This window comes from Microbacter margulisiae (assembly GCF_014192515.1).
Lineage (GTDB): Bacteria > Bacteroidota > Bacteroidia > Bacteroidales > Paludibacteraceae > Microbacter > Microbacter margulisiae.
In genome coordinates, this window is the sequence record NZ_JACHYB010000001.1 from 298467 (window position 1) to 312602 (window position 14136).

General features: G+C 44.4%; 11 protein-coding genes. 10 read left to right on the forward strand and 1 reads right to left on the reverse strand.

Features of this window, described 5'->3' with window-relative positions:
- Nucleotides 1–9 precede the first annotated feature (9 nt).
- The 10 genes from hemB to FHX64_RS01380 all read left to right on the forward strand — a co-directional run bounded on the left by hemB (nucleotide 10) and on the right by FHX64_RS01380 (nucleotide 13488).
- A complete protein-coding gene (gene hemB, locus FHX64_RS01335) occupies nucleotides 10–990 on the forward strand; it encodes a porphobilinogen synthase (protein WP_183412057.1) in 981 nt (326 codons plus the stop codon).
- Between the two features lie 13 nt (nucleotides 991–1003).
- Nucleotides 1004–2302: a glutamate-1-semialdehyde 2,1-aminomutase gene (gene hemL / locus FHX64_RS01340; RefSeq protein ID WP_183412058.1), complete on the forward strand. Its 1299-nt coding sequence runs from the start codon at nucleotides 1004–1006 to the stop codon at nucleotides 2300–2302.
- 3 nt (nucleotides 2303–2305) lie between these two features.
- Nucleotides 2306–3340 (forward strand): uroporphyrinogen decarboxylase, encoded by a 1035-nt coding sequence (hemE, locus tag FHX64_RS01345; protein ID WP_183412059.1) that lies wholly within the window; start codon nucleotides 2306–2308, stop codon nucleotides 3338–3340.
- Nucleotides 3341–3688: 348 nt separating this feature from the next.
- Entirely contained in the window at nucleotides 3689–5374 is a 1686-nt protein-coding gene (gene kdpA, locus FHX64_RS01350) for a potassium-transporting ATPase subunit KdpA (protein ID WP_183412060.1), read from the forward strand.
- Nucleotides 5375–5450: 76 nt separating this feature from the next.
- Nucleotides 5451–7541 carry a potassium-transporting ATPase subunit KdpB gene (gene kdpB / locus FHX64_RS01355; protein WP_183412061.1) on the forward strand — a complete coding sequence of 697 codons (2091 nt, stop codon included), beginning with the start codon at nucleotides 5451–5453 and terminating at the stop codon, nucleotides 7539–7541.
- A gap of 145 nt (nucleotides 7542–7686) precedes the next feature.
- Nucleotides 7687–8106, forward strand: coding sequence for an META domain-containing protein (locus FHX64_RS01360; protein ID WP_183412062.1), 420 nt, complete (start codon nucleotides 7687–7689; stop codon nucleotides 8104–8106).
- Between the two features lie 56 nt (nucleotides 8107–8162).
- Nucleotides 8163–8738 (forward strand): potassium-transporting ATPase subunit KdpC, encoded by a 576-nt coding sequence (gene kdpC, locus FHX64_RS01365; RefSeq protein ID WP_183412063.1) that lies wholly within the window; start codon nucleotides 8163–8165, stop codon nucleotides 8736–8738.
- Nucleotides 8739–8797: 59 nt separating this feature from the next.
- A complete protein-coding gene (locus FHX64_RS01370) occupies nucleotides 8798–11470 on the forward strand; it encodes a sensor histidine kinase (protein ID WP_183412064.1) in 2673 nt (890 codons plus the stop codon).
- Nucleotides 11471–11500: 30 nt separating this feature from the next.
- Complete coding sequence (locus FHX64_RS01375) at nucleotides 11501–12181, forward strand: response regulator (RefSeq protein WP_183412065.1); 681 nt, start codon at nucleotides 11501–11503, stop codon at nucleotides 12179–12181.
- 68 nt (nucleotides 12182–12249) lie between these two features.
- Nucleotides 12250–13488, forward strand: coding sequence for a CinA family nicotinamide mononucleotide deamidase-related protein (locus FHX64_RS01380; RefSeq protein WP_183412066.1), 1239 nt, complete (start codon nucleotides 12250–12252; stop codon nucleotides 13486–13488).
- 119 nt (nucleotides 13489–13607) lie between these two features.
- Here FHX64_RS01380 and FHX64_RS01385 read toward each other — a convergent pair whose 3' ends face one another.
- Nucleotides 13608–13952: a helix-turn-helix domain-containing protein gene (locus FHX64_RS01385; RefSeq protein ID WP_183412067.1), complete on the reverse strand. Its 345-nt coding sequence runs from the start codon at nucleotides 13950–13952 to the stop codon at nucleotides 13608–13610.
- Nucleotides 13953–14136 lie beyond the last annotated feature (184 nt).

Here is a 14136-nt window from a genome sequence, read left to right on the forward strand (position 1 = left end):
ATAGTTATTATGTCATTTCCACAAACTCGTCTGAGAAGACTTCGTATGAATCCAATCATTCGTAACATGGTAACAGAAACCACTCTGAATGTTTCGGATCTGATTATGCCGTTATTCGTGTGTCCGGGAGAAAACGTAAAAAATCCGATTAATTCCATGCCCGGAAACTATCAAATGTCGGTCGATCTGTTGGTGGAAGAATGCAAGGATCTCCTGGAAAATGGGGTCAAAGCAGTTCTTTTGTTTGGAATCCCCGATCATAAAGATGAAACAGGTTTGGTTGCCTGCGAACATAATGGTATCGTGCAGCAGGCCATCAGGGCGCTGAGAGCGCGTTTCGGCAAGGATATCCTGATTATTGTTGATGTTTGCAATTGCGAATATACCACGCACGGCCATTGCGGAACCGTTGTGAATGGAGAGGTCGATAACGATCTGACGCTGGAAACGCTTGCCATGCAGTCCCTGTCGCTTGCCAAAGCCGGAGCGGATGTCATTGCTCCGAGTGATATGATGGACGGCAGGATACAACGTATCCGCAAAGAACTGGATGATAACGGATTTTTCAATACTCCGATCATCTCTTATGCCGCTAAATTTGCTTCCGCGTTTTATGGCCCGTTCCGCGAAGCTGCTGAATCAGCCCCGAAGTTTGGCGACAGGAAAAGCTATCAGATGAATCCTGCCAACAGTAACGAAGCCATGCGCGAAATAGCGCTTGACATTGAAGAGGGAGCCGATATGATTATGGTGAAACCGGCAATGAGCTACATGGATATCATCTACCGTGCCAAAACGACGTTCAATATTCCGGTGGTTGCCTATAACGTTAGCGGGGAGTTTTCGATGGTGAAGGCTGCCGGAGCTAATGGATGGATTGACGAAGAGCGTATCATGCTGGAAGTTGTCACATCCATTAAGCGGGCAGGAGCGGATCTCGTCATCACTTATTTTGCCAAGGATATTGCCAAAATATTGAACAGAAAATAAGATCTATCATAAGATGAATAAAAAGAAAAGCCTCTCTGCCTACGAAAAAGCGTGTGAACTGATTCCAGGTGGAGTGAATTCTCCGGTAAGGGCGTTTAAAAGCGTCGGCGGCAAACCGGTCTTTATTGAAAAAGCCAAAGGTTCAAAGGTTTTTGACATTGACGGAAACGCCTATATTGATTACGTCGGTTCCTGGGGGCCCATGATTCTGGGACATGCTTACGAGCCAATTGTGGAAACAATACGCAGGCAAGCCCTTGACGGCACCAGTTACGGAGCTCCGACCCTGTTGGAGACAAGGATGGCGGAACTGATTGTTTCTATGGTTCCTTCTGTCGAAATGGTGCGGATGGTAAACTCTGGAACAGAAGCTACCATGAGCGCTATTCGTCTGGCCAGAGGTTATACGGAAAGGAATAAAATCATCAAGTTTGCAGGCTGCTACCATGGGCATGGCGATAGCTTTCTGATTAAAGCCGGCTCCGGAGCCGTCACATTAGGTTTGCCGGACAGTCCTGGAGTGACGGAAAGCATTGCAAAAGATACCCTGACCGCCGAGTATAACAATATTCAGTCGGTGGAGGCATTGTTTGACGCCTATCCAGGCGAGATTGCCGCTGTCATTGTTGAGCCTGTTGCGGGCAACATGGGCGTTGTGTTGCCGGAACTTTCCTTCCTGAAGGGATTGCGCGAACTAACTACGAGATACCATGCCCTTTTGATTTTTGACGAGGTCATTACGGGATTCCGTCTGGCCAAAGGAGGCGCTCAGGAATACTTTGGCATTGTGCCTGACCTGACTACGCTGGGGAAAATCATTGGCGGCGGTCTGCCGGTAGGCGCTTACGGAGGGAAAAAAGAGATCATGCAGCAACTGGCTCCGGTAGGGCCCGTTTATCAGGCGGGAACATTGTCGGGCAATCCTTTGGCGATGGCTGCCGGTATCGTGATGCTGGAAACGTTGAACAACAATCCTTCCATCTATACGGAGCTTGACAGAAAAGCCGGCAAGCTGGCACAGGGCATCAGGAATAATTTGCAGAAAACAGGTATTCCCGGCGTTGTTAATCGTGCCGGTTCGCTGATGACCTTGTTTTTTACGAACCTGAGCGGGGTTAAATCCTTTGATGATGTGATGCAGTCGGACAAGCAACGCTATGCTGCTTATTTTCAATCCTCGCTGGAGGCAGGGATTTACCTGGCGCCTTCGCAATTTGAAGCTGCATTTGTTTCGCATGCGCATACCGACGAAGAGATTGAACGGACGATTGATGCCAGTTACCGGGCATTGCAACATTTAGCCGATCATTAAATTATGAGCAATTCTGTTTTCATAAGAACCATCCGGGGAGAACGCTGCGAGCGTCCTCCCGTTTGGTTTATGCGCCAGGCCGGAAGGGTATTGCCCTCCTACCTCTCGTTGCGGGAGAAATATTCGTTTCGCGATTTGATGCATAATCCCGAACTTACGGCTAAGGTTACCTTGCTTCCGGTGCAGGATCTGGGCGTTGATGCCGCTATCCTGTTTTCCGATATTCTGGTGATTCCCGAAGCGCTTGGGATGGAACTGAACTTTACCGATAAAGGGCCTGTCTTTGATGCTCCGATTAAGAATCAGAGCGCTTATATCAGTAGGTTGCAAGGAGATACTTCAAAATTGTCCCATATCTATAAGGCCATCGACCTCATTAAGGTGCAGAAGCCAGAAGATTGTGCCTTGATCGGTTTTTGCGGTTCTCCTTTTACCACACTCTGTTATATGGTGCAGGGAAGCAGCGCCAACCATTTCTTCCCGGATGCCATCAAATTGATTTATAGCCACAGGCAACAAACGAGCCATTTGCTGGAACTGATCACCGAGCTTTCCATCGAATATGCCGTGAATCAGGTTAAACATGGTATTGATGCATTCCAGCTTTTTGAAACGCATGCCGGATTGCTTCCCTATGAGTTGTATGTCGAATTGGTTTTGCCCTATGTAAAACGTATCACGTCGGCAGTGCGGGATGCCGGTTGCCCTGTCATCTTTTTCCCAAAGGGACTTGGAGCAGGCTTGAAACAGATCCATTACGATGTTGCCGACTACATCAGCGTCGATTGGCAGGACTCTATGGAGGAAGCCCGCAGAACGGTTGACCCCAGGATTGGACTACAGGGAAACTTCGATCCCCGAATCTTTTCCATCGACAATCCGAATATCTTAATCTCCGAACTGGAAAAATACAAGGCATTCGGACGGAACAACTTCAACTGGATTTTCAATACCGGGCATGGCCTTTCTCCGGATAATCTTTTCCATAATGTCCGTAGGACGGTTGACTGGATTAAAACCACCGACTGGCAACGATAGCCTCATGGCAGGGGAGATAGAGGCATTGTTTAATTTTTCTCCAATGTTTCGAATAAGGTCGGGTCTATTCAATAAAGTGTCTTAAGAACGGACAAAAGCGGGGAAAGACACTCCATAGTGTCTCTCAGGCAGTCGTAAGTGAGGAAAAGGCACTTTACTCATGGGTAAACAAAAGTGGCAAAAGGATGCATTCATATGGCTCCAAACCATAAAATTGATTTCTGCTTCTTCACCTTTCTTCCTGATAAAATCTTTATATATCCGCAGATATCTTTATATTTTCTTTATGGATACCGGTCTATTTTTGTAGCCGGGAAAAAGAAATAATTATCCATTAGAAATACAAAGATGAGTGCATTTATTCAATTGATCCTGTTTTTTGGATTCATTGTTGTTTTCACTCCCATTCTGGGAAAATACATGAAAAAGGTGTTTAGTGGCGAACGCCACTTTCTAACGCCTGTTTTTGGTTGGCTTGAGAAAGCGGTTTATCGTGTTTGCGGCCTTGACCCGGAAGAGGAGATGAACTGGAAGCAATACCTTATCAGTTTGTTATGGTTTAATCTTTTTGGGTTTCTTGTAGTGTTTGCACTGCAAATGACCCAAAAATGGTTACCGTTTAATCCTGCTAAAGTTGGGAACACTTCATGGCATTTGGCATTGAATACCGCCATGAGTTTCACAACCAATACCAACTGGCAGTCATACAGCGGTGAATCGACCATGAGTTATCTTACCCAGATGGCGGGGTTGGGCGTGCAAAACTTTCTCAGCGCTGCCACCGGATTTGCCGTGCTGATTGCTTTGATGAAAGGATTGACCCGTGGCGTAACGAAATATATCGGTAACTTTTGGGTCGACCTGACACGGGCTGTTGTTTACATCTTACTGCCGTTATCCATTGTTTTTGCTGTTGTGCTTGTCAGCCAGGGAGTGGTGCAAACTTTCTCGCGATATGTTGACGTAACCACGCTGGAAGGCGCCAAACAGGTGATTCCGCTTGGTCCTGCAGCATCACAAATTGCCATCAAACAACTGGGTACCAATGGAGGTGGCTTCTTTGGAGCCAATAGTGCGCATCCGTTTGAAAACCCCACGCCATTGAGTAATTTTCTCGAAATGGTAGCGCTCTTGTTACTTCCTGCGGCTTTGACTTATACCTACGGACTATACATTGGTTCGAGAAGGCAGGGTTGGATCATTTTCGGGGTCATGCTTATCCTGTTGTGTGTCGGGCTGGGTTTTTCCCTCTATGCCGAGTATGCGAATAATCCGGCATTGCATGTGGCCGGCTCGATGGAAGGGAAGGAGGTGAGGTTTGGTGTTGTGAACAGTGTTATCTGGTCGACAACAACCTCGGCTACTTCCAATGGCTCGGTGAATGCCATGATGGACAGTCTTTCTCCTGTTGCCGGAATGGTTGCCATGTTCAACATCATGCTGGGGGAGGTCGTTTTCGGAGGCGTCGGATCAGGTATGTATGGCATGATTGCTTTTATCATCCTCACCGTTTTTATTGCCGGATTGATGGTTGGTCGTACACCTGAATACCTGGGGAAGAAAATAGAATCCTTCGAAGTGCGGATGTCACTCATCGCGGTGCTGGCGCCGGCAGTGTGCATCTTGATTTTTACCGCATTATCCGTTAGTACTCAAAGCGGGCTTGCTGCCCTGAATAATAAAGGCCCGCACGGCTTGTCCGAAATCATGTATGCATTTTCTTCCGCTTCGGGCAATAACGGCAGCGCCTTTGCGGGGCTAAATACCAATACTCCTTATTATAATGTGTTGATGGCGCTCTGCATGTTCATCGGACGGTTTAGCGTCATTATCCCCATGCTGACTATCGCAGGGAGTATGGCCGGGAAAAAAATAACACCCGTCTCATCCGGTACGTTCCATACGGATAACTGGATGTTCCTGGTATTGTTGTTGGCTGTTATCCTGATTGTAGGCGGCCTGACCTTTTTCCCTGCGCTTTCGCTGGGGCCGATACTGGAACAATTACTAATGCATGGAGGAGTTACGTTTTAGGGCTTGTTGCCTGCGCTTTCAAAAAACAGGTGACACTGCGATAATAATTATGTTTTGATTTTAATAGTAAATTTCTATGAGTGTTCGAGATAAAAAGCAACAACAACTGTTTACGTTGAAACTGATGGCGCCGGCCTTGAAAGGAGCAATCCTCAAGTTGAATCCGGTTCAGTTGATTAAAAATCCGATCATTTTTATTGTGGCCCTCGGAGCTGTTTTGACTTCAGGGATTGTGATCAAAGAGTTGTTTGCGGGTCAGTTTTCTTCTTTCGATTTTCAAATTACCTTGTGGCTGTGGTTTACAGTATTGTTTGCCAACTTTTCGGAAGCTATAGCCGAAGGGCGTGGCAAAGCGCAGGCCGAAACGCTGAAAAAAAGCCGTACACAGACCAAAGCGCGCCGTCTGGTTAACGGAAGCGAGCAAATGGTCTGGGCTACCGAGTTGACGCGTGGCGATCTGGTGGTGTGCGAAACAGGGGATGTCATTCCTGCTGATGGCGATGTCATCGAAGGAATTTCGAGTGTTGACGAATCAGCTATCACTGGAGAGTCTGCCCCGGTAATCCGCGAAAGCGGCGGCGACCGTTGCGCTGTTACCGGTGGTACAAAAGTGTTGAGTGACCGCATTGTGATTAAAGTGACTTCCGAACCTGGTGACACTTTTTTAGACCGAATGATTGCCTTGGTGGAAGGCGCCAAACGGAAAAAGACTCCTAATGAGATTGCACTAAATAATTTATTGTTGGGATTGACGGTTATTTTCCTGGTTGCCGTTGTGACTTTACCTCCTTTATTTCATTATTACGCGCTGACTGCAGGAATTCAGTCATCATTGAGTCTGACGGTGCTTATAGCCCTTTTGGTCTGTTTGATTCCAACCACCATCGGTGGCCTGTTAAGTGCGATCGGCATAAGCGGGATGGACAGGTTGTTGCAGAAAAATGTTATTGCCATGAGCGGTAAAGCCATTGAAGCAGCCGGTGATGTCGATGTATTAATGCTTGACAAAACGGGTACCATCACGCTGGGAAATCGTATGGCTACCGATTTTATTCCTGCCGACTCTGTTTCCAAGGAAGAACTGGCTAATGCCGCCCAACTCTCTTCTCTATCGGATGAGACGCCTGAAGGACGCTCTATTGTGATTCTGGCCAAGGAACGTTTTCAATTGAGGGAGCGCAAGATACATGAAAACGATATAACGTTTATCCCTTTTACCGCCCAGTCGAGAATGAGCGGCGTCGATATTAAAATGCCGGACGGGAAAATCCATTCTATCCGTAAAGGCGCATCGGAAGCAATACGGAAGTTTGTTCAAACCAACAACGGATTTTTCCCGCACAATGTCAATGAAAAAGTTCATGAACTGGCCAGCCAGGGAGCTACACCCCTGGTGGTGGCTGAAAACGACCGTGTTTTGGGAATCATTCATCTCAAAGATATTGTCAAAGGAGGCATTCAGCAACGCTTTGCCCAATTGCGCACAATGGGGATAAAAACGGTGATGATCACAGGCGATAACCCGTTGACGGCTGCCGCAATTGCTGCTGAAGCAGGGGTTGATGATTTTATGGCAGAAGCAAAGCCGGAAGACAAACTAGCCCGCATTCGTTCCGAGCAAGCGCAGGGACATCTGGTCGGCATGATTGGCGACGGCACAAACGATGCTCCCGCTTTGGCTCAGGCAGATATAGGCATAGCAATGAACAGCGGGACGCAAGCTGCACGTGAAGCTGGCAACATGGTTGATCTGGATAGCAACCCGACCAAACTGATTGAAGTGGTGGAAACAGGTAAACAGCTCCTGATGACTCGCGGGGCGCTTACTACATTCAGCATAGCCAACGACGTGTCAAAATATTTTGCCATTATTCCGGCTATTGCAACCGGTCTCTATGCCGGCTCGAACGGGCGCGGGGTGTTATCGGTACTCAATATCATGCATCTTGCCACGCCTCAAAGCGCAATCCTGAGCGCGGTTATCTTCAACGCTATCATCATTATCCTGTTGATTCCATTAGCCTTAAAAGGAGTAAAATACCGTCCTTTGTCATCTAATAAAATATTGACCAAAAACTTATTGGTCTATGGATTAGGAGGCCTTATTGTTCCTTTTATAGGTATTAAATTGATTGATATATTATTGCAGGCATTGCATCTGGCATAGTATAGATAAGAAATAGAAATCTTCGAATGGCAGCTATTAGTAAAGAGAGAACAGAATGGAGATTCTGTTATGTGATTGCATAAAGAAAAAGAATGGCGTTGATGTTGTCGTTGCTATTATTGGTTACCTGATAAAATCTTAGCAGATGAAGACGAAATTTTTAATTAGCTGTTTCACGTTACTGACGCTTGTCTGTTGTACCTCGCCCAAGCAAAATCTTACCGCTTCGGAATGGAGCCTTGTGTCGGTAAGAGCAAACAACGGAGACAAGATGTTAACTCCGAATTCATACAATGTTCCTATGCTTAGAGTTTTTGCTAACGGGACAATCAGTGGAACGACAGGCTGCAATAAATTCATTGGTGATGTAGCAGTGACGGGGACTGCTTTAAAGTTTGGCGATATTGTTGTAACCAGAATGTCTTGTCCCGATACAACAGGTTTGGAAAATGCATTACTCAACATGCTGAATGTAGTTGACAGTTACACAATCGAGAAAGGACTTCTTATCCTCAAAAAGAATAATGAAGCATATGCCACTTACAGATCGTCGTGGGGAAAATAAAACAGATAATTTAGTTTGATCACAACTCGTTTTTTAGAGTCATAAAAATAGACACAATGAAGAAACCATTATTTACAGCTATTAAGATGTTGCTGGCCTTTATGTTCCTTTTGGGAGTGATCTATCCGCTGGCCATCACGGGTATTTCTCAGGTGGTTTTTCCATATCAGGCAAATGGAAGTATTATTACGACAAACGGCATGCCGGGAGGTTCTGAGCGGATAGGTCAACTTTTTAATAATCCGCGTTATTTCTGGTCTCGTCCTTCAGCTTGCAATTATGATGCGGTGCCTTCGGGGGCATCCAATCTTGGCCCGACCAGCGATTCGTTGAAAATATTGATTCAAAAACGCCGGCAGACGTTTATTGCGGGTAATCACTTGCCTGCAAATGCCTTTGTTCCTGTTGAAATGTTGACAGCATCAGGGAGCGGGCTCGATCCTGATATTTCTCCTGAAAGCGCCTATTTACAGATGGATCGTGTTTGCGATGCCCGTAATTATTCCCCGGCACAGCGACAGCAGGTTCAAAAGCTTATTGCAAACCATATTGAACGCCCTACCTTTGATATGTTGGGAGAAGCTCGGGTTAATGTGCTGGAACTTAATCGTGACCTTGATTTATTGAAATAAGAGATAGTATATTTGTGCTGGCGTTTGATGTTTTATTTTGTTGGAATAAATAATCTACAATGAATACGTACGACGAAAAACGTCCTGATCCTGACGAACTGCTGGCTTCCATCAAACAGCAGGAAGAGAAAAATAACCAGGGAAAGCTGAAAATCTTTTTTGGCATGTGTGCCGGCGTAGGGAAAACTTATACCATGTTGCAGTCTGCTCATTTGGAGAAGAAAAAGCAGGTTGATATTGTCGTTGGATATGTGGAAACCCATAAGCGCGCCGAAACCGAGAAACTGGTAGAAGGCTTGGAAGTAATACCTCCTTATATTATTGAATATAAGGAGACGGAATTTAAAGAAGTCGATATAGACGCTATCATTGCCAGAAAACCGGAGGTGGTTTTAATCGATGAACTGGCGCATACCAATGCTCCCGGAAGCCGCCATGCAAAACGCTATCAGGATGTGCAGGAGTTATTGCATAATGGAATCAACGTTTATACCACGCTGAATGTACAACATATCGAAAGCCGTACAGATACGGTCACTCAAATAACCGGAGTACCTGTCCGGGAGACTGTGCCGGATGAAGTTTTGGAAGCTACGGATGAGATCGAATTGGTCGATATTACTGCTGACGAACTTCTGCAACGTTTTGCCGAAGGAAAAGTATACACGCCGGATCGATCACAGGAAGCTGTTCGCAATTTTTTCAGGAAAGGGAACATAACGGCCTTGCGTGAAATGTCATTGCGTCTTGTCGCTGACAGGGTGGATAAGCAATTACGGCAATATATGCAGAACCGGCGTATTCCGGGACCTTGGAAGTCAGGGATCAGACTGATGGTTGCTATTGGTCCAAGTCCTAATTCTGCATGGCTGATCCGATGGGCTAAAAGCCTTTCGTACACGATGGATGCTACGATAACCGCAGTGTATGTTCAAAAGGCCAAGCCATTATCGGAATCAGATCAGGAACAACTCAATAAAAATATAGCTCTTGCCAAACAAATGGGCGCGCATTATTTCTCAACGTCGGGAGAAGATCTGCCGAAGGCTATCTTGGAGGTCGCCCAGCGCGAGAATATTACGCATATTATTGTGGGAAAATCACAACACGAGGATTTTGTTTCTTATTTCAAAAGGAGCCTTGTCAGTAAATTAATCCACGACAGCGGAGATATCGATATTTATGTAGTGGGCGCCCAAAATGCATCGAATCCGGTGAAAAAGAGATGGATAAATCCGGGCGCTTTTCGTTCCGGTCCCAAAAACTATCTGATCAGTTCCTTGTTTATTCTGTTCGTGGTCATGATTTGCTACTTTTTCAAAGGGCTTCTTGAATATCATGTTGTTTCTTACATCTTGTTGTTTGCCGTTTCATTGGTTGCTCTTTTTTACAGTATGGGGCCTATCCTTCTGGCCGCGACTTTAAGTGCATTGCTATGGGATTACTTTTTTATCAATCCTCCTCTTACGTTTTATATTGCTAAACCTGAGGATGTGATGATGATGGGCACATTCTTTTCTGTATCTATCATTAATGGAGTGTTAACAGCGCGTCTTAAAAGCCAGCAACGTTTAGCGAAAGACCGGGAACAACGTGCAGGAGCATTGTATGAATTATCAAAAGTGCTTTCGTCGGCTTCCGGGATATGGGAGGTGATCGAACAGGGAACTTCTTTTATTCGTAAGTATTTTCAGATCGATAGCGCAGTGTTGTTACGCGAGGATGATAATACGTTACAATCTACCAGTTATCCTGTTTCTCAAAATTTGATCTTGAGGCCATCGGAAAAAAGCATTGCTGCCTGGGTTTATAAACATGCACAACGTGCCGGTAAGTTTACCACCACGCTTCCGGCAACTGATTTTACATTTTATCCTTTAAATGGAAGGAGACTCAATACGGGAGTGTTATTGATAAAATCCCGGACAAAATTCAGCGGTGAGATGGATTTATTCTGGGATACCTTATGCGTTCAGTTTACCAATGCTTTGGAACGTGAATTATTGAATGAAGTAACACATCGCGCTTCTGTGATTCATGAATCGGAGAAATTGTATAAAACGTTGTTTAATTCCATTTCACACGAATTGCGCACTCCGGTCTCTACCTTAATGGGTTCGTCGGAAACTTTGCTGCGTAGTGACGTAGAGCCTTCGTTGCAGCACCAGCTTGCAAAAAATATTTTTGATGCCGCCGAAAGATTAGACAGGCTGATTGAAAATCTTCTTAACATGTCCCGTTTGGAATCAGATACCATTAAACCCTTTATGGATTGGCATGATGTGCATGATTTGGTAAATAAAGTACTTGCAAATTTACATGACGATTTGGCTCCGTTTAATGTTGAAGTAGTGATTCCTGCAGATATGCCTCTGGTAAGATTTGATTTCGGACTGATGGAACAGGTGTTGCACAATCTGGTGTATAATGCTACGCAACATGCCAATCCTCATACGACAATACGTGTCAAGATGTATTATGATCAGCCCAATTTGGTGTTGCAGGTTATGGATAGAGGAACAGGATTTCCACCTGAATCTATTCCTTATCTTTGTAATAAATTTTATCGTGCGGATAGCCGTATTTCAGGCGGTGTCGGACTGGGACTATCTATTGTAAAAGGTTTTGTGGATGCTCATCAGGGAACCGTTCTTTTTGAGAACAGAGCGCGGGGAGGAGCATTAATCACCATCAAGATTCCGACGGAAAAATATAACCTGACAGAAGAATAAAATTACTTGTTTTCTTTTTTATGTATTCAGATGGAAGATACCATACTTGTCATTGATGATGAAATTGCGATAAGACGATTGCTTGAAATTACATTGAAAGCCAATGGTTATAACACAATAGAGGCGGCAACAGGGAAAGATGGATTGTATTTTGCCGCCAGCCATAACCCTAAATTGATTCTTTTGGATCTGGGTCTTCCTGACGAAGATGGCCAGATCGTTTTACAGAAATTGAGGGAATGGTATACGTCTCCTGTTATCATTCTTTCCGTGCGTAGTTCGGAAGAAGAAATTATCCGCGCGCTGGATAACGGGGCAAACGATTATCTTACAAAGCCTTTTCGCACGGGAGAACTTTCTGCACGAGTCAGATCTTCACTCAGGCTTTCTTCTCAAAATAATGCTAACCAACAGGTTATTGTTGTTGGTAAAATCGAGGTTGATTTGATTCATCATACCGTAAGGAAAAACGGTGAGTTTTTACACCTTACTTCTACAGAATTTTCCCTTTTGTCGCTTATGGCGAAAAATGCAGGTAAAGTGCTTACCCATAGTTTTATATTAAAAGAAATATGGGGCTACAGTTACTTGGAGCAAACGCAATATTTACGTGTATTTGTCGCTCAATTGCGTAAAAAAATCGAAGATGACCCATCTTCTCCTTCCTACGTCATCACCGAATCGGGAATCGGCTATCGTTTCTCAGAATAATCCGGTTTTTTTGCCCGATTTATGGCAAATACTGTACCTTTGCAGATATAATAAACAAAGGAGATAGCATGAACGTAGAGATAATGACAATAGGCGATGAGTTGCTCATTGGGCAGGTCGTCGATACCAATTCGGCATGGATGGGAGCTATGCTTACCAAAGAAGGATTTCACATCCAGGGTATTACTTCCATAGGTGACGAAGCCATTGTAATAAAAGAGACGCTGGCGCGCCTTATGGCTAAAAGCAATATTGTATTGATTACCGGTGGTCTTGGCCCAACCAACGATGATATAACACTGAAAACTCTGGCAGAGTTTTTTAATACATCCTTGGTTTTTGATGCTTCGGTTTATGCCGATATTGAGAGATTCTTTGAAGGCAGGAAGGATATGATGAATACTTTGAATCGCGACCAGGCGCTTGTGCCGGCTGACGCTACCGTTATTCATAACAAAGTGGGAACTGCTCCTATCACCTGGTTCGAAAAAGAAGGCAAGGTAGTGGTATCGATGCCCGGCGTACCTGTTGAGATGAAGCAGGTGATGAGTGATGAAATCTTACCCAGACTCAAGCAACGTTTTAATGTGCCTTCTATTCAGCATCGGCATATCTTGGTGCATGGCATTGGTGAATCTTCGTTAGCTATTCAATTGGAAGAGTGGGAGAGTGCATTGCCTTCTTTTGTCAAGCTGGCTTATCTGCCTCAGGTTGGATTGGTGCGATTGCGATTGACGGCAAGCCTGCCTGATGAGGCTTTATTGACTCGTACACTGGACGAAGCGGTAGAAAAGGTTGTGCCTTTATTAGGTAATACTCTGTTGGCTTTGGAAGATACAACCCCTGCCGAGGTTATTGACCGCCTGCTGAAACAAAAGAAAATTTCTCTTTCCGTGGCCGAAAGTTGTACCGGTGGTAATATTGCTCATTTAATTACTTCACAGCCGGGTTGTTCTGAGTATTTCAAGGGAGGTGTTGTGGCTTATGATAATGATGTAAAATGCAAGGTGTTAAACGTAAGCTCAAAGGATATTAATGAATATGGAGCTGTAAGCCGGCAAGTCGTTGAACGAATGGCATCCGGTGTCAGACAGTTACTGCAAACGGATGTTGCAGTAGCTACTTCCGGCATTGCAGGCCCTACAGGAGGAACTCCTGAAAAACTGGTAGGCACGGTGTGGATTGCTGTAGCGACAGCAAATCAGGTTATGAGCCGCGTGTTTCAGTTTGGTAATATTCGAGATCGAAATATAACGAGGGCGTCTATAGAAGCGTTAGCTATGGTTAAAGAAATGGTGGAACAATGATTTGTCAGGGTTGCTTGCAAGTATAAAACAAAAGCCTTATGAGAAATTGGCATAAGGCTTTTGTTTGTATAACTACGCGTCAGATTGACTATTCAGACTGAATACTGCAAAAATTTCAGCTATTTACATTGTGAAAGTTCCTTTTCTAAGGCATCAACCTTTTCTTCTAATAGTTTGATATAATTACGCAATATTCTATCATTTTCTTTTTTAATATAAATACTCGATTCTTCTGATACGTAATTCACTTGTTCTTTTTCTTGAGGGTCTTCCCACAAAAACAAATCAATAATTGACATGTTGAAAACATTTGCAATTTTCGCAAGCTCGCTGACCCTTAATTCTCTTTTCCCAGACAGAATATTACTTACCGCAGAAATATCTCTATTTATCGCTTCTGCAATAATTTCCTGAGATATTCCTTTTTGAGTTCGTATAGAATTGATTTTTTGTAAAATATCCATAGGCTCCAAAATTAAGTAATTATAGGTCAATCTGTTTTGTGTTTATTTAAAGAAAAAGTGAGATTATCTCAAGTGTATTTGTGTAAATCGCAAATAAAAGCTATATTTGTATCGTTCAATATTGAACAGAGCGTACAAAGTTAAACATATGGATTAAAATTCACTATTATGGCCATTAGTGTCC